The 22,007-nt window shown below is 57.7% G+C and carries 19 protein-coding genes and 1 other RNA gene; 5 read left to right on the top strand and 15 right to left on the bottom strand.

Going from position 1 to position 22,007, the window contains the following annotated elements:
• Window positions 1-34: 34 nt before the first annotated feature.
• The 4 genes from glmM to rlmE form a co-directional block, all read right to left on the bottom strand.
• Window positions 35-1,378, bottom strand: coding sequence for a phosphoglucosamine mutase (gene glmM, locus VJ956_RS11695; protein WP_324085122.1), 1,344 nt, complete (start codon window positions 1,376-1,378; stop codon window positions 35-37).
• Entirely contained in the window at window positions 1,375-2,208 is an 834-nt protein-coding gene (gene folP, locus VJ956_RS11690; protein ID WP_324085134.1) for a dihydropteroate synthase, read from the bottom strand. Before folP ends, glmM begins: the two co-directional genes overlap by 4 nt.
• Before the next feature lie 94 nt (window positions 2,209-2,302).
• Window positions 2,303-4,246 carry an ATP-dependent zinc metalloprotease FtsH gene (gene ftsH, locus VJ956_RS11685; protein WP_324085120.1) on the bottom strand — a complete coding sequence of 648 codons (1,944 nt, stop codon included), beginning with the start codon at window positions 4,244-4,246 and terminating at the stop codon, window positions 2,303-2,305.
• A gap of 124 nt (window positions 4,247-4,370) precedes the next feature.
• Entirely contained in the window at window positions 4,371-4,991 is a 621-nt protein-coding gene (rlmE, locus tag VJ956_RS11680) for a 23S rRNA (uridine(2552)-2'-O)-methyltransferase RlmE (protein ID WP_324085117.1), read from the bottom strand.
• 63 nt (window positions 4,992-5,054) lie between these two features.
• On the opposite strand from rlmE, the gene yhbY reads away from it, so the two are divergent.
• Window positions 5,055-5,363 carry a ribosome assembly RNA-binding protein YhbY gene (gene yhbY, locus VJ956_RS11675; RefSeq protein WP_324085115.1) on the top strand — a complete coding sequence of 103 codons (309 nt, stop codon included), beginning with the start codon at window positions 5,055-5,057 and terminating at the stop codon, window positions 5,361-5,363.
• Between the two features lie 101 nt (window positions 5,364-5,464).
• Here yhbY and greA read toward each other — a convergent pair whose 3' ends face one another.
• The 7 genes from greA to grpE all read right to left on the bottom strand — a co-directional run bounded on the left by greA (window position 5,465) and on the right by grpE (window position 15,409).
• Entirely contained in the window at window positions 5,465-5,944 is a 480-nt protein-coding gene (gene greA / locus VJ956_RS11670; RefSeq protein ID WP_324085113.1) for a transcription elongation factor GreA, read from the bottom strand.
• A 4-nt stretch (window positions 5,945-5,948) separates the two neighbouring features.
• Window positions 5,949-9,164, bottom strand: coding sequence for a carbamoyl-phosphate synthase large subunit (carB, locus tag VJ956_RS11665; RefSeq protein WP_324085111.1), 3,216 nt, complete (start codon window positions 9,162-9,164; stop codon window positions 5,949-5,951).
• Window positions 9,164-10,288: a glutamine-hydrolyzing carbamoyl-phosphate synthase small subunit gene (gene carA / locus VJ956_RS11660; RefSeq protein ID WP_324085108.1), complete on the bottom strand. Its 1,125-nt coding sequence runs from the start codon at window positions 10,286-10,288 to the stop codon at window positions 9,164-9,166. Before carA ends, carB begins: the two co-directional genes overlap by 1 nt.
• A 353-nt stretch (window positions 10,289-10,641) precedes the next feature.
• Window positions 10,642-11,442, bottom strand: coding sequence for a 4-hydroxy-tetrahydrodipicolinate reductase (gene dapB, locus VJ956_RS11655; protein WP_324085107.1), 801 nt, complete (start codon window positions 11,440-11,442; stop codon window positions 10,642-10,644).
• Between the two features lie 11 nt (window positions 11,443-11,453).
• Window positions 11,454-12,581, bottom strand: coding sequence for a molecular chaperone DnaJ (gene dnaJ, locus VJ956_RS11650; protein ID WP_324085104.1), 1,128 nt, complete (start codon window positions 12,579-12,581; stop codon window positions 11,454-11,456).
• Between the two features lie 77 nt (window positions 12,582-12,658).
• A complete protein-coding gene (gene dnaK, locus VJ956_RS11645) occupies window positions 12,659-14,587 on the bottom strand; it encodes a molecular chaperone DnaK (protein ID WP_324085102.1) in 1,929 nt (642 codons plus the stop codon).
• 153 nt (window positions 14,588-14,740) lie between these two features.
• Complete coding sequence (gene grpE, locus VJ956_RS11640; protein WP_324085100.1) at window positions 14,741-15,409, bottom strand: nucleotide exchange factor GrpE; 669 nt, start codon at window positions 15,407-15,409, stop codon at window positions 14,741-14,743.
• A 240-nt stretch (window positions 15,410-15,649) separates the two neighbouring features.
• Between grpE and recN the strand changes: the two genes are divergently transcribed.
• Window positions 15,650-17,329 (top strand): DNA repair protein RecN, encoded by a 1,680-nt coding sequence (gene recN, locus VJ956_RS11635; protein ID WP_324085098.1) that lies wholly within the window; start codon window positions 15,650-15,652, stop codon window positions 17,327-17,329.
• Between the two features lie 74 nt (window positions 17,330-17,403).
• Here the strand turns inward: recN and fur are convergent, their stop codons facing one another.
• The gene (fur, locus tag VJ956_RS11630) at window positions 17,404-17,820 is read right to left on the bottom strand and encodes a ferric iron uptake transcriptional regulator (protein WP_324085096.1); all 417 of its coding nucleotides are present in this window, start codon (window positions 17,818-17,820) and stop codon (window positions 17,404-17,406) included.
• 131 nt (window positions 17,821-17,951) lie between these two features.
• On the opposite strand from fur, the gene VJ956_RS11625 reads away from it, so the two are divergent.
• On the top strand, window positions 17,952-18,278 hold the full coding sequence (locus VJ956_RS11625; RefSeq protein WP_324085094.1) for an outer membrane protein assembly factor BamE: 327 nt from the start codon (window positions 17,952-17,954) through the stop codon (window positions 18,276-18,278).
• A gap of 1 nt (window position 18,279) precedes the next feature.
• On the opposite strand, the gene VJ956_RS11620 is transcribed toward VJ956_RS11625, so the two are convergent.
• The 3 genes from VJ956_RS11620 to VJ956_RS11610 all read right to left on the bottom strand — a co-directional run bounded on the left by VJ956_RS11620 (window position 18,280) and on the right by VJ956_RS11610 (window position 20,787).
• The gene (locus tag VJ956_RS11620; protein WP_324085092.1) at window positions 18,280-18,561 is read right to left on the bottom strand and encodes an RnfH family protein; all 282 of its coding nucleotides are present in this window, start codon (window positions 18,559-18,561) and stop codon (window positions 18,280-18,282) included.
• On the bottom strand, window positions 18,561-19,004 hold the full coding sequence (locus VJ956_RS11615; RefSeq protein ID WP_324085090.1) for a type II toxin-antitoxin system RatA family toxin: 444 nt from the start codon (window positions 19,002-19,004) through the stop codon (window positions 18,561-18,563). Before VJ956_RS11615 ends, VJ956_RS11620 begins: the two co-directional genes overlap by 1 nt.
• Window positions 19,005-19,161: 157 nt before the next feature.
• Window positions 19,162-20,787 (bottom strand): sodium-dependent transporter, encoded by a 1,626-nt coding sequence (locus VJ956_RS11610; protein WP_324085088.1) that lies wholly within the window; start codon window positions 20,785-20,787, stop codon window positions 19,162-19,164.
• Between the two features lie 180 nt (window positions 20,788-20,967).
• Between VJ956_RS11610 and smpB the strand changes: the two genes are divergently transcribed.
• Window positions 20,968-21,447 carry an SsrA-binding protein SmpB gene (gene smpB / locus VJ956_RS11605; protein WP_324085086.1) on the top strand — a complete coding sequence of 160 codons (480 nt, stop codon included), beginning with the start codon at window positions 20,968-20,970 and terminating at the stop codon, window positions 21,445-21,447.
• A gap of 67 nt (window positions 21,448-21,514) precedes the next feature.
• Window positions 21,515-21,879: a transfer-messenger RNA gene (gene ssrA, locus VJ956_RS11600) on the top strand.
• Window positions 21,880-22,007 lie beyond the last annotated feature (128 nt).

Raw genomic sequence — 22,007 nt, 5'->3', positions numbered from 1 at the left:
GACCCCGGCTGCAGACAACTACCGCAGCCTCGCCTCAGGCTCTGGAATTCTGCACAACAACCGCCAATTCTTCAACTACTTGGGTAATATCCGACTCATCCTGGCCTTCTGCCATAACCCGTATCAATGGTTCGGTTCCGGATGCACGCAGCAGAATGCGGCCGCTGCTGCCAAGCTTTTTCTCGGCCCTGCGTACCGCCGCCTGGATGTCTTCCCTCCGGGAAGGGTCATAGCGGGCATCCACCCGCACATTGATCATTTTCTGTGGCAGCTTGCTCATGCCCCTCCGAGCCTCGGCAAGGGACTTGTCGGCGCGACTCAGGGCCAGTAACACCTGAAGTGCAGAGACGATTCCGTCTCCCGTGCTGGTGCAGTCACGGATGACCAGATGGCCGGAACCTTCACCACCAACCAGCCAGTTCCTGTTTACCAGCCGGTCCATCACAAACCGGTCACCGACTTTTGCCCGCTCAAACTCGATACCCTGCTCAACCAGAGCAAGCTCAACTCCCAGGTTGGTCATCAGCGTTCCCACCACGCCGCCATTCAATGTGCCCGCTGCGTGGCGCTGCGCGGCAATAATGAAAAGCAGTTCGTCGCCATCCACTTCCGAGCCGTCGCGATCAACCATCAGCACCCGGTCACCGTCGCCGTCAAAGGCAATTCCGAGATCGGCACCTTGCTCTACTACCGACTTCTTGAGGGTGTCGAGATGCGTCGACCCGACATTCAGGTTGATATTCAGACCATCCGGATCAGAGCCGACCAGGGAAATACGGGCGCCGAGCTCCCGGAATACCTTGGGCGCAACCTGATAGGTAGCTCCGTGCGCACAGTCCAGAACCAGGTGAATGCCGTCCAGTGAAAACGAGTTCGGCACCGTGCTTTTGCAAAACTCGACGTATCGCCCCACGGCATCATCGATGCGGCTGGCCTTGCCCAGCTCCCGGGCACTGCAGACCTCTACCGGCCTATCCAGCCAGCGCTCGATTTCCAGCTCCAGGGCATCACAGAGTTTGGTACCGTCCGGAGAGAAGAACTTGATGCCGTTGTCCTCATGGGGGTTATGGGAGGCACTGATGACAATGCCCGCTGACGCCCGGAAGGTGCGGGTGAGATAAGCGATAGCCGGCGTCGGCATGGGACCGAGCAGCTTCACATCGGCCCCTGCCGCGGAGAGCCCCGATTCCAGCGCCGACTCGAACATGTAACCGGAAAGGCGGGTGTCCTTGCCGATGAGCACACTGTTGTGGTGACCATCGCGCTTGAACGCCTGCCCTGCTGCCCAGCCCAGGCGCAGCATGAATTCCGGCGTAATAGGATATTCCCCGACCCGGCCCCGGATACCGTCTGTACCAAAATATTTTCTGTCGCTCATAAGCCGGCTTCCTCCACTGCCGCAACCACTTTTACGGCATCAACCGTTTCCCTGACATCGTGGGCACGAATAATCGATGCCCCGTTTAGAGCTGCTATTGTCGCCGCTGCAATGCTTGCGGACAAGCGTTCGCCCACATCCCGGCCGGTAACATGACCCAGCATGCTCTTTCTGGACATGCCGACCAGTAATGGGTGACCCAGTTGCTGCAACTGTTCAAGCGCATTCAGAAGCTCGAAATTGTGCCGGGCCGTCTTACCGAATCCGAACCCGGGGTCAAGAATTACCCGCTCGCGCTGGACGCCCGCTGCCTCAATCACTCTCAGACGCTCACTCAGAAATGCGGACACCTCCCGGCGGACATTGCGGTAGTGAGGGTTGTCCTGCATATGATCAGGCTCACCCTGGATATGCATGATGCATACCGGTACCTCTGTTTCAGCCACTACCTCCACTGCGCCCGGCCGCTGGAGGGCCCGGACATCATTGATCAGTCCGGCACCGAGCGAGACCGTTCTGCGCATGACTTCCGGGGCACTGGTATCCACAGAAACAATCACATCCAGCTCTCTGGCAATTGCCTCAACCACCGGGCATACCCGATCAAGCTCCTCCTGCAGAGGCACCGGTGTTGCGCCGGGGCGAGTGGATTCGCCGCCGACATCTATAAGCGCGGCGCCATCCGCCACCATCTGCCGGGCCCGCGCCAATGCCGAGTCAACCCGGCTGAAACAACCGCCGTCGGAAAAGGAATCCGGGGTCACATTCAGCACACCCATAACGTGGCAGGCCGCCATATCAAGGGTCTTACCGGCAAAGTTCATGGGCATATCCTTTGGCATTTTTTAACAATCAACCTTACACAAACAGAAACGCCGCCCCGGCAGGGGCGGCGTCAGTACATTCCGGCCTGACTCTCTGAAGTCAGTGTTCGCCGGCAGGACGACCGATATCCGGGCGCCGTCCATCATCAGAGTTTTTCGGAGCCGCTTCCTGCCCCGACTCTTCAGATGCCACGCCACCGCCCGGACCGCTGTCGCCCCAGCCCTTCGGCGGGCGCGGAACACGACCTTCCATGATGTCGTCGATCATATGACGATCAATGGTTTCGTACTTGATCAGGGCTTCGGCCATCAGGTCGAGTTTCTCGCGATTATCGACCAGAAGCTGCTTCGCTGTCTCGTAGCAGCTGTCGATAATGTTGCGAACCTCTTCGTCAATACGCTGGGCTGTTTCCGGTGAGTAGATGGTCTGGGACTGACCAGCGGAGCGCCCGAGGAACGGTTCCTCGCTGTCAGTATCATACTGAAGCGGACCAAGTTTCTCGGAAAGGCCCCAGCGGGTAACCATGTTACGGGCCAGACTCGTCGCCCTTTCAATATCATTCGAAGCGCCAGTGGTCACGCCGTCAAAGCCGAGAGTCAGCTCTTCCGCGATACGGCCACCGAACAGGCTGCTGATGGAACTGATCAGAAACCGTTTGCTGTGACTGTATTTGTCTTCTTCGGGCAGAAACATGGTGACACCCAGTGCCCGACCACGGGGAATGATGCTGACCTTATAGACAGGATCATGCTCCGGCATCAGGCGACCCACAATGGCGTGCCCGGATTCGTGGTAGGCGGTGTTCCGCTTCTCTTTTTCGCTCATGACCATGGACTTGCGCTCAGCCCCCATCATGATCTTGTCTTTGGCCAGCTCAAATTCTTCCATCGAGACCAGGCGCTGGTTGCGACGCGCCGCGAACAGCGCCGCTTCGTTGACCAGGTTGGCCAGATCCGCACCGGAAAAGCCGGGGGTGCCACGGGCAATCAGTTGTGGCTCAACGCCGTCAGACAGCGGCACCTTCTTCATGTGCACTTTCAGAATCTGCTCACGGCCGATGATGTCAGGCAGACCAACAACCACCTGACGGTCAAAACGACCCGGGCGCAGTAGCGCAGGGTCGAGCACGTCCGGCCGGTTGGTGGCGGCGATAACGATAACGCCCTCATTACCTTCGAAACCGTCCATCTCGACCAGCAACGCGTTCAGGGTCTGCTCACGTTCATCGTGACCACCACCCATACCGGCGCCACGATGGCGACCGACGGCGTCAATCTCATCGATAAAGATGATACAGGGGCTCTGTTTCTTGGCCTGTTCGAACATGTCACGGACCCGGGAAGCGCCCACGCCCACGAACATTTCGACAAAGTCGGAACCGGAAATAGAGAAGAACGGTACCTTGGCTTCACCAGCGATGGCCTTGGCCAGCAGGGTTTTACCGGTACCCGGTTGCCCCACCATCAGGACACCTTTCGGAATACTGCCACCAAGACGCTGGAACTTGCTGGGATCCTTCAGGAAATCCACCAGTTCCTTGACGTCTTCCTTGGCCTCGTCCACGCCGGCCACATCGCCAAAGGTGGTCTTGATCTGGTCTTCACTCATCAGCTTGGCTTTGCTCTTGCCAAAGGACATGGGCCCTTTGCCACCGCCACCACCCTGCATCTGCCGCATGAAGAACACGAACAGCGCAATGATGATCAGGATCGGGAATGCAGCCACCAACAACTGGGTCCACAACGACTGGCGGTCGGGTTCTTTGCCGATCACCTCCACGTTGTTCGCCAGCAGGTCGTCCATAAGCTTGTTGTCACTGACCTGGGGACGCACGGTCTGGAATTGTGAGCCGTCGCTGCGAGTACCCTGAATTTCAAGCCCGTCGATGGTGACACGGTTTACCTGTCCGTCCTGCACCATTTCCACGAACTGCGAATAATTGACCTGTTGACCACTGGTGGTGGGGGTAAAGTTCTGAAATACCATCAGTAGAACAGCGGCTATAATTAGCCAGAGAACCAGATTTTTTGCCATATCGTTCAAGGATCATCACCTGTGAATTGAAGAGCCGCTCCGCGAGAAGAAACCCCTTGTTGTCACCATACACCAATTGTACGTCTGCTCACCACAACTGGCCCACTCTCTATCAAGGCGCCCGACCTGCGGGTCACCCGTTAAATCCTTTACAGACCTGATAAATCTCCCGGGATCTTGCCCGGGAAGCCTCGGGTTTCCTGCTGACAACCGATGCAAAACTCTTTCTCATCCCGGCCAGCAGGTCATCAAAGCCCTCACCCTGAAACACTTTGGCAACGAAGATACCACCCGGCCTGAGCACCTGCTGCGCCATATCCAGAGCCAGCTCAACGAGCCCCATGGCAGTGGGGATATCCACCGCAGCCATACCACTCATATTGGGTGCCATATCTGAAATTACAACGTCGGCGCGTCGATCGCCCAACAAACCCAACAGCTCATCAAGCACAGACTGCTCGGTAAAATCCCCCTGCACGAAGTCCACGCCTGCGATCGCGCTCATCGCCAGAATATCACTGGCAATCACCCGGCCCTGATCGCCGACCCGTTCAGCCGCCACCTGGGACCAGCCGCCCGGTGCCGCGCCCAGGTCAACTACTGTCTGCCCGGGCCGGAAAAGCCGGTCTTTTTTGTCCAGTTCAATCAGCTTGTAACTGGCCCGGGACCGATAGCCGTCTTCACGGGACTTTTGGACCCAGACATCATCAAAATGTTCCTTGAGCCAGCGATCACTGGTTTTGGAGCGGGCCAAATGTCACCTCCGGGCTGGTCTGTTACAATTGCGGCTTATTGAACCGATCAAAGTGAGTCCATCATGAGCCTTTCACCGGAACAGCGCCGGGAGTACCGGGGCATTGCCCATAATCTGAAGCCCATCATCATTGTTGGCGACAAAGGCCTGACCGAAGGCCTTCAGGAAGAGCTGGAGCGGGCCCTGAATGACCACGAACTGATCAAGATCAAGGTGGCCAGCCCCGACCGCGAAACCCGTCAGGAAGCGGTAGCAGCACTGTGCGAGGCCAGCGGGGCGGAACTGATCCAGACCATCGGCAAAATCGCCGTGATTATGCGTCGTGCCCCGAAACCGAATCCGAAACTGTCCAATCTTCTCCGGAACAAATAAAGACTTGCCACGGAAGACACGGAATTTCACGGACAAAAATAAAAATCTTATTTCAGTTTTTTATATTCCGTGTCTTCCGTGGCAAAAGCGCTTTTGCGCCTTCAGATGTGCTCCACCTTCTCGATTTCGTACTCGACCGTTCCCGACGGTATGCGGATGGCAACCACGTCATCCTCGCTCTTGCCCACCAGGGCTCTGGCAATTGGCGATGAAATCGACAGCATGCCTGCTTTGATGTCGGCTTCATCCTCACCCACAATCCGGTAGACGACCTGCTCATCAGTATCCAGATTCAGCAGGTGCACTGTCGTACCGAAGATCACCTTGCCAGTGTTCTCTATGGTGTGGACATCGATTACCTGCGCCGCCGAGAGCTTGCCTTCAATCTCCTGAATGCGTCCTTCGATAAAGCTCTGCTGCTCTCGGGCCGCATGGTACTCGGCGTTTTCTTTCAGATCGCCATGTTCCCGCGCATCAGCAATAGCCGCGATCACCCGGGGGCGGTCCTCGGATTTCAGCTTTTTGAGCTCAGCGCGAAGGCTGGCTTCCCCCGCCACGGTCATTGGTACTCTGTCAGCCATGATATTACTTCCCTGAATGAAGATCCTGGAGACGACGGACAGTGCGCTCCGGGCCGAACTTGATGGCCCGGCAGAAAGCTTCGCCGCCTGCCAGTGTTGTTGCGTAGGTCACTTTGCTCTGCAATGCGGACTGACGGATCTGCGCCGAATCTGCAATGGCTTTGCGACCCTCGGTAGTGTTGATGATCAGTTGAACCTGGCCGTTCTTGATAGCATCCACGATGTGCGGCCGGCCCTCACGCACCTTGTTGACCCGCGTGGATGCAATGCCCGCTTCCCGCAATGCCTCTGCTGTTCCGGTGGTTGCGAGCAGCTGGAAACCGGCATCGACCAGGTCCCGGGCCACTTTGGCGGCAGCCGGCTTATCAACATCCCGGACCGACATGAACGCCGTACCCTGGGCCGGCAGACGCTCACCGGAACCCAGTGCCGCCTTGGCAAACGCTTCATCAAAGCTGTCACCGATTCCCATAACCTCACCGGTAGACTTCATCTCCGGCCCCAGAATCGGATCGACCGCCGGGAACTTGTTGAACGGAAATACCGATTCTTTTACCGAAAAATGGTTCGGCACCACTTCTGCCGTGAACCCCTGCTCCGCCAGGGATGTTCCGGCCATCACCTTCGCCGCCACCTTGGCCAGTGAAACGCCGATGGCCTTGGAGACGAACGGCACGGTACGCGAAGCTCGCGGGTTGACTTCGATAACGTAGATCAGATCGTCCTGCCACGCCAACTGGACATTCATCAGGCCGACAACATCCAGCTCAATCGCCATCTTTCTCACGACCTCACGCATTTCGCCCTGGACCGCTTTCGGCAGGCTGTATGGCGGCAGCGAACAGGCGGAATCACCGGAATGCACGCCAGCCTGTTCAATGTGCTGCATGATGCCGCCTATCACCACTGTTTCACCGTCGCTGATGGCGTCTATATCCACCTCGATGGCGGCGTTGAGGAAGTGGTCCAGCAGCACCGGGCTGTCGTTGGACACCAGAACCGCACTACGCATGTAGCGAATCAGTTCTTCCTCCTCGTAAACAATTTCCATGGCACGGCCGCCCAGCACGTAAGAAGGGCGAACCACAAGCGGGTATCCGATTTCCCGGGCAGCGACAACGCCCTCTTCATAGCTGCGCACCGTGGCATTTTCAGGCTGCAGCAGACCCAGCCGGTTGATCATCTGCTGAAAGCGTTCGCGGTCTTCCGCGCGGTCAATGGCATCCGGACTGGTGCCGATGATGGGCACGCCCGCTGCCTCCAGGCCACGGGCCAGCTTCAGCGGGGTCTGGCCACCGTACTGCACGATCACACCCCTGGGTTTCTCGATATGGATGATTTCCAGCACGTCTTCCAGGGTGACAGGCTCGAAATACAGCCGGTCCGAGGTGTCGTAGTCCGTCGATACCGTCTCCGGGTTGCAGTTAATCATGATGGTTTCGTAACCATCATCACGCATTGCCAGCGCGGCATGCACACAGCAGTAGTCGAACTCTATGCCCTGGCCGATGCGGTTGGGGCCACCGCCGATCACCACAATCTTTTGACGATCCGAGGGCGCTGCCTCGCATTCTTCTTCATAGGATGAGTACATGTAGGCAGTGGACGAGGCAAACTCAGCCGCACAGGTATCCACCCGCTTGTAGACCGGACGGATTTCCATCTCATGCCGCAAATTGCGAAGGCTGGCTTCCGAAATGCCCAACAGTTTCGCCAGCCGCGCATCCGAGAAGCCCTTGCGCTTGAGGCGGAACATGGTATTGCGGTCAATATCGGCCTTACCGGCGGATCTGAGGGCATTTTCCTCGCGGATCAGGTCTTCGATCTGAACCAGATACCAGGGATCGACATGGGTGTTACGATGCACATCGTCAACGGTCATGCCCGCACGGAAAGCATCACCGATGTACCACAGACGCTCGGCGCCAGGCACGTTCAGTTCCTGGGTCAGCGTTTCCCGGCCATCGGTGGTGTTCAGATCCACTTTCTCTTCAAATCCGTCCGAGCCCACTTCCAGGCCACGCATGGCTTTCTGCAGGGATTCCTGGAAAGTCCGGCCAATGGCCATTACCTCACCGACAGATTTCATCTGGGTGGTCAGGCGGGCATCCGCCTGGGGAAATTTCTCGAAGGTGAACCGGGGGATCTTGGTGACAACATAGTCGATGCTTGGCTCAAAAGACGCCGGTGTCACACCACCGGTGATTTCATTACGCAGTTCATCCAGGGTGTAACCCACAGCCAGCTTGGCTGCGACCTTGGCAATCGGAAACCCCGTCGCCTTGGATGCCAGGGCTGAAGAGCGGGAAACCCGCGGATTCATCTCGATAACCACCACCCGTCCGTTATCCGGGTTCACCCCGAACTGGACGTTCGAACCGCCGGTTTCCACGCCGATCTCACGCAGAACCGCCAGCGAGGCGTTGCGCAGGATCTGGTATTCCTTGTCGGTCAGAGTCTGTGCCGGCGCCACGGTGATGGAATCACCCGTATGCACGCCCATGGCGTCGAAGTTCTCGATGGCACAGACAATGATGCAGTTGTCATTCTTGTCCCGGACAACTTCGGTCTCATATTCTTTCCAGCCAATCAGCGATTCGTCGATCAACAATTCGTTGGTCGGCGACAGGTCCAGGCCGCGGGTACAGATTTCCTCGAATTCATCACGGTTATAGGCGATACCACCACCGGAGCCACCCATGGTGAAGGACGGCCGGATAATGCAGGGAAAACCGATGTCGTCGGCCACTTCCCAGGCTTCGGCCATACTGTGAGCGATGGTTGCCCGGGGGCATTCCAGCCCGATCTTTTTCATCGCCTTGTCAAAACGGTCCCGGTCTTCGGCCTTATCGATGGTGTCGGCATTGGCGCCGATCATTTCCACGCCGTGCTCGCCCAGGACACCGTGACGCTCCAGATCCAGGGCGCAGTTCAGTGCCGTCTGGCCACCCATGGTCGGCAGAAGCGCATCCGGCTTCTCTTTCTCGATGATCTTGGCAACGGTTTTCCAGGTAATCGGTTCGATATAGGTGGCGTCGGCCATGACCGGGTCGGTCATGATGGTGGCCGGGTTGGAGTTGACCAGAATGACCCGGTAGCCCTCTTCCCGCAGGGCCTTGCAGGCCTGGGCTCCGGAGTAGTCAAACTCGCACGCCTGGCCGATCACAATAGGGCCGGCGCCCAGGATCAGAATACTTTCAATGTCGGTACGTTTCGGCATCAACGTGCCTCCATCAGGCGGATAAATTCATCAAACAGTGGCGCCACATCGTGCGGCCCGGGGCTGGCCTCGGGATGGCCCTGAAAACTGTAAGCGGGCTTGTCGGTGCGGCGGATGCCCTGAAGCGAACCATCGAACAATGATTTGTGGGTTGCCTCCAGATTGGCTGGCAGGCTGTCTTCATCCACCGCAAAACCGTGGTTCTGGCTGGTGATCATGACGGTGCCGTCTTTGAGATTCTGGACCGGGTGGTTGGCGCCGTGGTGGCCATGACCCATTTTAACGCTCTTTGCCCCACTGGCCAGGGCCAGAAGCTGGTGGCCCAGACAGATCCCGAAGACCGGAATGTCGGTTTCCAGCACTTCACGGATGGCGGTGATGGCGTAATTGCAGGGCTCAGGGTCGCCGGGGCCATTGGACAGAAAGATGCCGTCCGGCTTCATCGCCAGCACTTCCGCGGCCGGGGTCTGCGCCGGCACAACGGTAATGTCGCAGTGGCGGCTTGCCAGCATCCGGAGGATATTCAGCTTGATGCCGTAGTCCCAGGCCACCACTTTAAACCGGGATTCAGTGCGCTCGCCGTAGCCGTTTGCAATTGTCCATTCACTCTGGCTCCAGCTCCAGATCCGGTCACTGGTCACCGCTTTTGCCAGGTCCATGCCTTTCAGGCCCGGAAAGGCTTTCGCCAGTTCCAGCGCACGCTCTGCGGTGGCGTCGGCACCCGCCACGACTGCGCCGTTCTGGGAGCCTTTGTCCCGCAGTATCCGGGTCAGGCGACGGGTGTCGATATCGGCAATGCCAACGATATTGTTGCGCTGGAGGTAGTCTTTCAGCGAGCCCTGGCTGCGCCAGTTGCTGACCATCAGCGGCAGATCGCGAATCACCAGGCCGGCGGCCTGAGGGCGATCCGACTCAATGTCTTCTTCGTTGACGCCGGTATTGCCGATGTGGGGGTAGGTGAGGGTTACGATCTGGCGGGAATAGGAGGGGTCGGTCAGGATCTCCTGGTAACCGGTCATGGCAGTGTTGAATACCACCTCTCCACTGGTCTCCCCTTCCGCACCTATGGCGGTGCCGTAAAACAGGCTTCCGTCTGCGAGCGCTAGAATGGCTGGTGTACTCAAGGCTTGTATCCTCATCGAGTGGCGTACAGGTTCGTCACGAACGGGAACGCAAGCGCAAATTCAGGTTGCAAAAAAGCGAGACTGGGTCAAAACCCGGTCCCGCCTTTAAAAAACGTTGCGATGATACGCTTGGTGCAGTTAAACCGCCGTATTGTACGAAATGCGGCATTTTGTGTCCATGGGGATTTGGGTTTGACGCTACACCGGTTGCTGGCCGGGCGCCTCCTCCGGGGAACGCTACGAGCACATCCATGTGCGCTTGACTTCGGCCATCCATGGCCGAAGACATCCCCGGAGGAGGCGCCCGGCCAGCAACCTCAGAGTCAACCTGCCAACAACCTCAAACAAACGCGTTACTTCAGATTCAGCACATCCTGCATATCGTAGAGACCCGCAGACTTGCCTTCCAGCCACAACGCCGCCCGCATCGCACCCTTGGCAAAGGTCATCCGGCTGCTGGCCTTGTGGGTGATTTCAATGCGCTCACCTTCGGTGGCAAACATGACCGTATGGTCACCCACCACATCACCGGCACGAATGGTTTCAAAGCCGATTTCCCTGCGGGTACGCTCGCCGGTGAAACCCTCCCGGCCATAAACCGCACATTCCTTGAGGTCGCGGCCCAGTGCGTCGGCCACAACTTCGCCCATGCGCAGGGCAGTGCCGGAGGGGGCGTCTTTCTTGTGGCGGTGGTGGGCCTCGATGATTTCCACATCGTAGTCGTCGCCAAGGGCAGCGGCGGCCGTGCGCAACAGGTTCAGGGTGACATTGACGCCGACGCTCATGTTCGGAGCAAATACCACCGGGGCGGATTCTGCAGCGACCGCCAGCTGTGCTTTCTCGGCGTCGGTCAGGCCGGTGGTGCCGATGACCATCATCTTGCCGCTGGTTTTGCAGAATTCGGCATTTTCCAGGGTCAGGTCCGGGAAGGTGAAGTCGATAAGTACATCGAAATCGTCTTTCACCTCCGTCAGGCTGTCAGCCATTTTCACACCGGTTTTTCCGATGCCGGCCATTTCCCCGGCATCGGCCCCGACCAGGCTACTGCCGGGCTCCACAATGGCGGCACCGAGTTCCAGGCCTTCGGTACCGTCCACAGCTTCAATCAGCACTTTACCCATGCGCCCGGCGGCGCCGATGACTGCTACCCTCATCGTGCATTCCCTCAGAATTTCATTTCGTCGAAGAAGCTTTTCACCCCTTCAAACCAGGAACTCTTTTTCGGCCCGTGGTGGTCACCATGGCCACCATCCAGGGTCTCCTGAAACTCTTCAAGCAGCTCTTTCTGACGCTTGGTGAGGTTGACCGGCGTCTCTACCGTAACCCGGCAGAGAAGATCCCCCGATGGACCGCCACGAACCGGGCTGACGCCCTTGTTTCGCAGGCGGAAAAGTTTTCCGGTCTGGGTTTCCGGTGGGATCTTCAGTTTGACCCGGCCATCCAGGGTCGGCACTTCCAGTTCACCGCCCAGTGAGGCGTCCACGATGCTGATGGGGACTTCGCAATACAGGTTGCGGCCGTCACGGTTAAAGATCGAATGTTCGCGTACCGCCACCTGGACATACAGATCCCCCGGCGGCCCGCCATCGACGCCCATCTCCCCTTCACCGGACAGGCGGATCCGGTCACCGGTATCCACTCCCGGGGGCACTTTAACCGACAGTGTTTTCTCTTCCCGGACCCGGCCTGCACCGCGGCAGCTCTTGCAGGGATTCTTGATGACCTGGCCGGAGCCCCGGCAGGTCGGACAGGCCTGCTGAACGGTAAAGAAACCCTGCTGCATGCGAACCTGACCCATGCCTGAACAGGTGCTGCAGGTTTCCGCGCTGGAGCCTTTTTCAGCACCGCTGCCGTCGCAGCTTTCGCATTCCCGGTGACCGGGAATCTGGATCTGTACCGTCTTGCCTTTTACCGCCTCTTCCAGATCCAGTTCCAGGGTGTAACGAAGGTCCGCACCGCGGGTGTTGCGGCCACGACCACCGCGACCGCCGAAGATATCACCAAAGACGTCACCAAAGATGTCGGAGAAGCTGGCTCCGCCGCCTCCGAAGCCGCCACCGGCCTGGCCATCAACACCGGCGTGACCAAACTGGTCGTAAGCGCCGCGCCTGGATGGATCCGACAGCACCTCGTAGGCCTCGCTGGCTTCCTTGAATTTATGATCGGCGTCTTCGTCATCCGAGTTCCGGTCAGGATGATACTTCATTGCAAGCTTCCGGTAGGCTCGCTTGATCTCTTTTTCATCCGCTTCCCGGGCAACCCCGAGAATTTCGTAATAGTCGCGCTTGGCCATGTTTCAAACCCTGTTTTTAAAACGCGGAAAACGCGGGAGCAACCCCGCGTTTTCCAACTACCTGATGTACGACGCTTTTATCGCTTGTCTTCGTCTTTGACTTCTTCGAACTCAGCGTCAACAGCATCATCGCTCTTGCCGGTTTCGCCCTGAGCCTGTTCAGCTTCGGCTCCGCCAGCCTGCTCGGCCTGATCCGCGTACATCTTCTGGGCCATTTCAGACGATGCCTCGGTCAGCTTCTGGGTTTTGGCCTCAATATCGTCCTTGTCAGAACCGGCCAGCGCCTCTTCCAGCTCTTTGATAGAAGCCTCGATGGACTCCTTCTCGCTGTCGCTTATCTTGTCGCCGGCATCGGCCAGGGTCTTGCGAACGGTGTGGACCATCGCGTCACCCTGGTTGCGGGCCTGGACCAGCTCTTCGAACTTGCGGTCATCTTCGGCGTTGGCTTCAGCGTCCTGAACCATTTTCTCGATTTCATCTTCGTTCAGGCCTGAAGACGCCTTGATCACGATGGACTGCTCCTTGCCGGTCGCCTTGTCTTTGGCGGACACGTTGAGGATGCCGTTGGCATCGATGTCGAAGGTCACTTCGATCTGCGGCGTGCCACGGGGTGCCGGCGGAATGTCTGCCAGGTCGAAACGACCCAGTGACTTGTTCTGGGACGCCTGCTTGCGCTCACCCTGGACGACGTGAATAGTCACGGCTGTCTGGTTGTCATCCGCTGTCGAGAAGGTCTGCGACTTCTTGGTCGGGATCGTGGTGTTCTTGTCGATCAGCGGTGTCGCCACGCCACCCATGGTTTCGATACCCAGGGTCAGCGGGGTTACGTCCAGCAGCAGAACGTCCTTGACGTCGCCGGAAAGCACGGCCGCCTGAATCGCTGCGCCCATGGCCACAGCTTCGTCCGGATTCACGTCCTTACGTGCTTCCTTGCCGAAGAAGTTCTTGACCTTTTCCTGAACCAGCGGCATGCGGGTCTGACCACCGACCAGGATCACTTCGTCGATTTCACCGATCTTGGCACCGGAATCTTCCAGCGCGGTGCGGCAGGGCGCGAGACTGCGCTCGACCAGCTCTTCAACCAGTGACTCCAGCTTGGCACGGGTCACTTTCACATTCATGTGCTTGGGACCGCTGGCGTCTGCCGTGACATAGGGCAGGTTAACGTCCGTCTGCTGACTGCTGGACAGCTCGATCTTGGCCTTCTCGGCAGCCTCTTTCAGACGCTGCATGGCCAGGGAGTCGCCGCGCAGATCAATGCCGCTGTCTTTCTTGAACTGATCGGCAAGGTATTCGATCAGCTTCATGTCGAAGTCTTCACCACCGAGGAAGGTGTCACCGTTGGTGGCCAACACCTCAAACTGGTGCTCACCGTCTACATCGGCAATCTCGATGATGGAAATATCGAAAGTACCGCCGCCCAGGTCGTAGACCGCTACGGTGCGATCACCGCTCTTCTTGTCCAGGCCGTAGGCCAGGGCAGCCGCAGTGGGCTCGTTGATGATGCGCTTCACATCCAGGCCGGCAATCTTGCCTGCGTCTTTGGTCGCCTGACGCTGGCTGTCGTTGAAGTAGGCCGGAACGGTGATTACCGCTTCGGTCACTTTCTCGCCCAGGTAGTCTTCGGCGGTTTTCTTCATCTTCTTGATGATTTCCGCAGACACCTGCGGCGGCGCCATTTTCTCACCCTTCACTTCGACCCAGGCATCACCATTGTCTGCCTTGGCTATCTTGTAGGGCACCATCTTGATGTCTTTCTGGACAACATCGTCCTCGAAACGACGGCCGATCAGACGCTTGATGGCGTACAGGGTATTATTCGGGTTGGTCACCGCCTGACGCTTGGCAGACTGGCCAACCAGGGTTTCGCCATCCTCGGTGTACGCGACGATAGACGGGGTGGTGCGATCACCCTCTGCGTTTTCGATTACCTTGACCTTGTTACCATCCATGATGGCAACACAGGAGTTCGTGGTTCCCAGGTCAATACCAATAATTTTACTCATCTATACCACTCCAATTCGTCTGTTCAGTTCAGTAGCTGTCGGTCTTAAGCGTTACCGGGGCTCTTTTTGAAGCTTCCGGAATCTGTTCAGAAACTCTTCAGAAACCCGGCTTGCGATCTATTTACTGGCTATATTGGCTCGTTGCCTGACTTTTCAAGCCTGCTCGTCAACTTTTGGTCCACTTTCCGCCTTCGCGATGACAACCATGGCAGGCCGAACAAGACGGTCATTCAGGGTGTAACCTTTCTGGACCACCGCGACCACGCTGTTAGGCTCCGCATTCGGTGCCGACACCATGGACATTGCCTCGTGCTGCTGGGGGTCAAAGGGCTCACCCACCGGGTTCAGTTGCCTGACATTGAATTTGCTCAGGCTGTTCATGAACAGCGACAGGGTCATTTCTACCCCTTCGCGGATGTTGGCAACTACCTCACCCGCTTCCTCGTGTCCCTCGGTGCTTTCAACCGCTTTTTCAAGGCTGTCAGCGACTGGCAGAAGCTCCTTGACAAATTTTTCCAGGGCGAACTTGTGGGCCTTTTCCACATCGATTTCAGCCCGGCGGCGGACATTCTGCATTTCCGCCTGGGACCGAAGAAGCTGTTCCTGGTACTCCTTTACCCGCGCTTCCAGCGCCTCGACGGCAGTGCCGGAGCCGCCCGGCCTGTCGTCACTCTTTTCCCCGCCTGTTTTTGCACTTTTTTCAGCAGTCTCTGCCGACTCCGCGCTGTTTGCGCGTTCTGCCTGCCCGTCACCGCCAGCAAAAGCTGCCGCTTCATTCTGTCCTTCTTCACCCTGCTGGTTGGGATTCTTGTCAGCGCTCATAGCCACTCCTGCTTATTCGCCGCGGGGACTGATACCCACCGGATTATGTGTAAACCCTGCGCCCGGGCAGGGAAAGATCGTTTGCCGATGGATATGGGGTCCCTGCTTAACGTTTCAACCTTTCACCGGCGCATTAGCCGGCAAATCGGCCAGGAAATTTGCAAACCATGAAAAGCCTGTATATATTCACAGTTACTGTATGTATTAACAGTAGTAAGCTGTCCGACGGAGGTTAATCAGATGCTCACCCAGCTCACCGTTTCCAATTACGCCATCGCAGAGCGGGTCGAACTGCAGTTCGACCAGGGGATGACTGCGCTTACCGGTGAAACAGGTGCGGGCAAATCGATTGTGCTTGATGCCCTGGGGCTGGCAATGGGAGGGCGTGCTGATGCCGGTACCGTCCGCCATGGCGCAAAGCGGGCGGACATTACCGCAAGCTTCGATGTTTCCCGTATCAGCGAGGCCAGACAATGGCTGGAAGAGCACGAACTGGATGACGACAACGACTGCATTCTCCGCCGCGTGATCAGCAGGGACGGCCGTTCCCGCGCCTTTATTAACGGCCAGCCCTGCCCGCTTGCCCACCTCAAGGACCTGGGCAGCATCCTGATGGACATTCACAGCCAGCATCAGCATCAATCCCTGCTGCGCAAGGACACCCATCGCAGACTGCTGGACGAATTCACCGGTGCGGAAAACCTGGCCGATGCCACCCGTCGCGCATGGCAAGCCTGGAACACCACCCGCCAGCGTGTTCACGAGCGCCAGCAGAACGCCGACGAGGCAGAGGCCCGGATCCAGTTATTGCGTTATCAGGTGGAAGAACTGGACCGTCTGGCACTGGAGGAAAACGAACAGCAACGACTTGAGGAAGAACAGTCGCAGCTCAGCCACGCCGAGGGCGTACTTCACAACTGTCATCAGGCAAGCCTGATCTGTACGGAAGACGATACCAGTGCTGCGGCGCTGGTCCGTCAGGCGCTCCAGCAGCTCGAGCAACTGCCGGTGGAAATACCCGCGCTGGCAGAAACCATCCAGATGCTGAACGAGGCCCAGATCCAGATCAGTGAAGCCGGCGACAACCTGCGCCACTTTGTGGACGATTACGAGGCCGATCCGGCCAGGCTGGCGGAGGTGGAAGAACGACTCAGTGCCATTTACCAGATGGGCCGGAAGCATCGTATTGCCCCGGAAAACCTGCCCGAACTGCATCAGTCACTGGCCAGTGAGCTGGCATCACTGGATGACGGTGAAGGCAGTCTCGAGAAACTGGAAGCGGAGCTGGAAGCTCAGCGAGCGGATTTTGACAAGGTGGCAGAACAATTATCCAGGGCCCGCGAGGCAGCCGCAGCCGATCTTGACCAGCGCATTGCTGGCGAACTTGCGCAGTTAAGTATGCCCGCAGTGCAGTTTGTAACCCACCTGACCCGTAACAGGGAGGGCGAGCCGGCAGCCCATGGCCTGGAAGAAGTCGAATTTCTGGTCAGCGCCAACCCCGGACAACCGGCACGCCCGCTCGCCAAAGTGGCCTCCGGTGGCGAGCTCTCACGAATCAGCCTGGCGATACAGGTAGTCGTCGCGCAAACGTCGACAACGCCGACGCTGGTCTTTGATGAAGTGGATGTGGGCATCGGTGGCGGTACCGCAGAAGTGGTCGGGCGGCTGTTGCGCAGCCTTGGCAACAATGGCCAGGTACTGTGCGTCACCCACCTGGCCCAGGTCGCTGCCCAGTGCCATCAACATCTGTTTGTCAGTAAATTTACAGACTCGGAAGCCACCTTCTCCAGAATTGAAAGCCTTGACGACACCGGAAGAATTTCGGAGGTGGCAAGAATGCTGGGTGGTGTCGATATGACCGAGCACACCATCGCGCATGCCCGCGAAATGTTCAGCAAGGGTCAGGCAACTCATCACTGACCCGCAACCCCATTGCCCTCCCGGTCCCGGGAGTTTCGCAGGGCGGGCAGATTCCCGCCGCTTTTTATCCGGAATTACTTCGATTCAAGCGGCTTGACGTAAAGAATCAGGCTGTGGTCCACCAGTTCAAAGCCATGTTCTTCAGCGATTTTCTTCTGGCGCTCTTCGATCACTTCATCGACAAACTCGATAACCTCACCCGTCTGCAGGCACACCATGTGATCGTGATGATCATCACCGGCCATTTCAAACACGGCGTGACCACCCTCGAAGTTATGCCGCAGAACCAGCCCGGCCGCTTCGAACTGCGTCAGCACTCGGTAAACCGTGGCGAGCCCGACATCGTCGCCCTGATCCAGCAACTTCTTGTACACATCTTCTGCACTCAGATGATGCTCTTCTACTGCATTCTGCAGAATATTGAAGATTTTCACCCTCGGGAGCGTCACTTTCAGGCCCACTTTGCGCAATTCAGAGTTTTCGGATGCCATGTTTATAATTCGCCCTTTGGTGTGCCCAGCGGCTTCCGGTATGATGATGCCGCACTCAGTTTTTCAGGTGCTTAACCCGTGTGAAACCTGCCTCGCGCAGGCGTTTCCAAGATAGAGGATTTCCCCCGGCGATGCAAAATCTCACAGCGCTTGTCCTTACCCTTCTGATCGCGGGTTGCGCGTTTCCCGGCGTCTACAAGATCAATGTCCAGCAGGGCAACATTCTGACCGAGGAAGAGCTCACTTCTCTGTCCGAGGGCATGTCCAAGGGCCAGGTCCGTTCAATTCTGGGAACGCCGCTGATGGTAAATCCGGTTGACCCCACCCGCGACTACTACATTTTCACGTTCCAGCGCAGCGGCGGTGAAATCAGGGAGCAACGGGTAGTCATGTATTATGAGAACGACCGCTTTTCCCATTACGAGGCGGAATTACTGGAGACCACTCCGGCTTACTGACTCAGCCTTTTTTCTTCGCCCTGTTCAGCCGGGCCTGTTTTGGGTCAATCCTGAGGGGCCGGTAAATCTCCACCCTGTCGCCGTCACGCAGTTCATGGGATGCGGGATTTTTGATAGCCTTGCCAAAAATTCCCATATTGTTCGTGTCCGGGTCGATTTCCGGAAACACCGTAACGATCCCGGAACGCCTGACCGCATCAACTGCGGTGGTTCCTTGCTCAACGTTCAGCGCAATGATTTTCTGTTTATCAGGTCGCGCAAACGCCACCTCTACCCGGATCATCAGGCACCCCCGGCGTACAGCTGATCAGCCCTGCGGCAAAACGCATCGACCATGGTATTGGCGGCGTGACTGAAAACCTGTCCGAAGGTCATGCGCGCGAGTGATCCGGAGAACTCGAAATCCAGCGTCAGGATCACCTTGCAGGCATTGGCGCCCAGCGGCTTGAAGTGCCAGCGCCCGGCCAGGTTCCGGAAAGGTCCGTCGACCAGCGTAATATCGATAACCTCCGGGGACCAAAGCCGGTTTCGCGTAGTCAACCGCTGACGGATTCCGCTCCTGGCGATATCCATCGAAGCGGTGATCTGCTCATCGGACTGCTCCAGAATTTCAGTGTGCGCACACCAGGGCAGAAACTCCGGATAACGGGCGACGTCGTTAACCAGTCGAAACATGCGTTCAGCGGAGTGCATGACCAGTGCTGTCTTATCAATCTGATGGGGCATTGAGACCTGGGTCCTGATTACTGACTGAGGATGCAATCATACCCAGTCTGCTTGCCATCGGCGACCTGGTAATCCGCGCGCAAGCATGCGGACAGATCTTTCCAGAACACGCTGGAAATAACTCCCTGTCCGCTTACCTTGTTATTCATTAGTATCTTCAGGTGCTCTGGTATAGCACATCGTCACTGTCCGGTGCCGGGCCTTTGTCCGTTTCCTCTCCGGAAGATGGCGAAGGCTCCGTCGGCGGCGAGTCTGTCTGTTCCGTCGTGCTGTGCGCTTTTTTGCTGGCGTCCCCTTCCGGGCTGCCTGCCGGTTTATCATCGCTGCGGGTAATGGCCGGTTTCTGCCAGTCCGCCTGGCACCAGATTGCATCCGATGATCGGCCGCACATGGCCATTGCTCCGGACCAACTGTGCTGCAGGCCGATATACGCCACCACCACCGGCAACACCAGCCGCATTACCCAGAACCAGATCCTGCTGAACAGGCGCGGGGTGTCACCAAGCACCTTGAGCGCCAGGGTCCGCGTCAGATGCCAGCCGGCAAATATGGCAATAAGAACGCTGACCAGAGGCACCAGAAGACCGCCGGAAAGCAGCTCAACCCAGCGGAAGAACGTGCCCCCGCCAAACTGCAGATCTGACCAGATATTGAATGACCAGAGCGAGCCCAGCCCAACCAGCCACACCCCCACAGCAACTATAAATACCGACAGGGGCCGGGGTGCCCCTGTCCACTCCCTGAGCCAGCCCACCACCGGTTCCAGCAGTGCCAGGGAGGTACTCCAGACCACCATCACCATCAGCAGATAGATCGCTGCCAGCAGAAACTGGCTGCCGGGCAAATCCGATATGGCGACAGGCAGGGCCAGAAACAGCAGATTAAAACCCCGTTCGCTCGCCACTTCCGGGCCACCGGGCACCAGTGAAAATATCGCCAGGCCGGCAACAATCGCAACCAGCGTATCCATCAGCACAACCGCCAGGACAGAGCGCTTGAGCCGTGTACCTGCCGGCGTATAAGCGCCGAACAGTGTCCACACGCCCAACCCCAGCCCCAGGGTAAAAAATGCGTGAAACAGCGCCGATTCCAGACTCTGCCAGGTCAATGCTGCGGAGTTGAAACTAAGCAGCTGATTGGCCGCCCGGGCAAAGTCTCCCTGCCATACCCCGACCGCAAAGAATGCTGCAACCAGCAGGATCATCGTCGGCGTGACGGCGCGAGTGGCCCGCTCAAGCCCGTGAACCACGCCCTGCATGGAGACCCAGACCACCAGCAGTAAAAAACAGCCATGCCACGCCATGAAAGACCGGTAGTGCTCGGGCTCCAGAACCAGTGCTGCCAGAATGGCGGATGCATCAGACGGCCCGGCGTCGAGAAACCGGCCCATGGCCCCGAAAAAAACATAGGCAAGGGAGATAGCGCCAAACACTGTGGTAAAAGACAGCACCAGGAACGCCGCCAGAATTCCCAGGCGTCCCGCCCACAGCCACCCTCGCGAACAGCGGGCTCTGCGGACAAAACCGTCCATGGCCAACACCAGCCCGTGGCGGGCATAGCGGCCCATGGTAGCCTCGGTAACCATCAGCGGCAGCGTGACCAGCAACAGACAGGCAAGGTAAAGTACAACAAACAGACCGCCACCATGCTGGCTGGCAAGATACGGAAACTGCCACACATTGGCGAGACCGAAGGTTGCACCAAGAGCGGCCCAGAAAAAGGTAGTCGGGCGAATCCATGACCCGAGGTGGGTCTCGTAAGGGGGTCCGTAGAGGGCTGGCATTCCATACCTTCCTGACATCTGAAGCGATTATTGTAGCGGATGATCCGACGAGCATTCGACCGCAACCCCGCCTCATCGCCTCAATTTCGTGACCACTCTGGCAGTCCTGAGCTACAATGCCCGCTTTTCCGGCGACTGACCTGACCGGCAAATTCTTATCGGACTCCGGATTATCGCTTCATGAGCAAGAAGAAACCCGGCGCCCCAAGCGCCACCATTGCCCTGAACAAAAAGGCGAAACACGAATATCACATCGAGGAACGCTTCGAAGCGGGCCTGTCGCTCCTCGGCTGGGAGGTGAAATCCCTGCGGGCCGGCAAGGCACAGCTTACCGACGCCTACGTGCTTCTCAAGGGCGGCGAGGCCTGGCTGCTGGGCTCCCATATCACACCCCTCATCGCAGCCTCGACCCATGTCATCGCAGACCCGACCCGCACCCGCAAGCTGCTGTTGCACGCCAAGGAAATCGCCAAAATTGTCGGCAAGGTCAATCAGGCCGGCTACACCTGCATTCCGCTGGCGCTTTACTGGAAGAAAAACAAGGTAAAGTGCGAGATCGCGCTGGTAAAGGGCAAAAAACTGTTCGACAAGCGCGCCACCGAAAAGGAACGGGACTGGAACCGGCAGAAGCAGCGTATTCTGCGGGAAACCAATCTCTGACCCCATCGACAACAAGCCACCGAAAGCCCTTGAAGTTGTCTGACCCGGACCCATATACTGAGCATAAGGGGACGACATGGCTTCGACGCCGGTGGCGAACCCTTGAGTGCATGTCGAGATGGCAGCCAATCTCGTTAATCCAAAGCTGCAACGCAATAGTCGCAAACGACGATAACTACGCACTAGCAGCGTAAGCTGCTAGTCGTCCTGACCGGGTCGCCCGTAGCCCGGAAGCAACATCTCAGGACGTCATCGATTACGGGATGCTCCGATAGCCAGATCCCACTGACTATCGGCTAAGATTCAAAGGGATCGGTCCTTGCACCCTGGCTCTCGGGTCGCCTGGACTTAAATCAATAGAGAGACGCTAAACATGTAGAGCTCAAGGCTGAGTACTGGCGGACGCGGGTTCAATTCCCGCCGTCTCCACCAAACAAGCACTTAAATCAAGCACCTACGGGTGCTTTTTTTATTTGCCCCACATCTTAACCAACAAACGCATAAAGGCAGTTTATTTTTGCCATTCCCAGTGGACATATCTGCAAAGGTGAAAAACATCT

It is taken from the genome of Marinobacter sp. (assembly GCF_035268745.1).
Lineage (GTDB): Bacteria > Pseudomonadota > Gammaproteobacteria > Pseudomonadales > Oleiphilaceae > Marinobacter.
The sequence above is the reverse complement of the archived record's forward strand: the minus strand, read 5'-3'. Positions and strand labels throughout refer to the sequence as shown.

Coding starts and splice junctions, on each gene's coding strand:
- glmM (WP_324085122.1), bottom strand. CDS start 1,378: ATGAGCGACAGAAAATATTTTGGTACAGACGGTATCCGGGGCCGGGTC.
- folP (WP_324085134.1), bottom strand. CDS start 2,208: ATGCCCATGAACTTTGCCGGTAAGACCCTTGATATGGCGGCCTGCCAC.
- yhbY (WP_324085115.1), top strand. CDS start 5,055: ATGAGCCTTTCACCGGAACAGCGCCGGGAGTACCGGGGCATTGCCCAT.
- greA (WP_324085113.1), bottom strand. CDS start 5,944: ATGGCTGACAGAGTACCAATGACCGTGGCGGGGGAAGCCAGCCTTCGC.
- carB (WP_324085111.1), bottom strand. CDS start 9,164: ATGCCGAAACGTACCGACATTGAAAGTATTCTGATCCTGGGCGCCGGC.
- dapB (WP_324085107.1), bottom strand. CDS start 11,442: ATGAGGGTAGCAGTCATCGGCGCCGCCGGGCGCATGGGTAAAGTGCTG.
- dnaJ (WP_324085104.1), bottom strand. CDS start 12,581: ATGGCCAAGCGCGACTATTACGAAATTCTCGGGGTTGCCCGGGAAGCG.
- dnaK (WP_324085102.1), bottom strand. CDS start 14,587: ATGAGTAAAATTATTGGTATTGACCTGGGAACCACGAACTCCTGTGTT.
- grpE (WP_324085100.1), bottom strand. CDS start 15,409: ATGAGCGCTGACAAGAATCCCAACCAGCAGGGTGAAGAAGGACAGAAT.
- recN (WP_324085098.1), top strand. CDS start 15,650: ATGCTCACCCAGCTCACCGTTTCCAATTACGCCATCGCAGAGCGGGTC.
- fur (WP_324085096.1), bottom strand. CDS start 17,820: ATGGCATCCGAAAACTCTGAATTGCGCAAAGTGGGCCTGAAAGTGACG.
- VJ956_RS11625 (WP_324085094.1), top strand. CDS start 17,952: ATGCAAAATCTCACAGCGCTTGTCCTTACCCTTCTGATCGCGGGTTGC.
- VJ956_RS11620 (WP_324085092.1), bottom strand. CDS start 18,561: ATGATCCGGGTAGAGGTGGCGTTTGCGCGACCTGATAAACAGAAAATC.
- VJ956_RS11615 (WP_324085090.1), bottom strand. CDS start 19,004: ATGCCCCATCAGATTGATAAGACAGCACTGGTCATGCACTCCGCTGAA.
- VJ956_RS11610 (WP_324085088.1), bottom strand. CDS start 20,787: ATGCCAGCCCTCTACGGACCCCCTTACGAGACCCACCTCGGGTCATGG.
- smpB (WP_324085086.1), top strand. CDS start 20,968: ATGAGCAAGAAGAAACCCGGCGCCCCAAGCGCCACCATTGCCCTGAAC.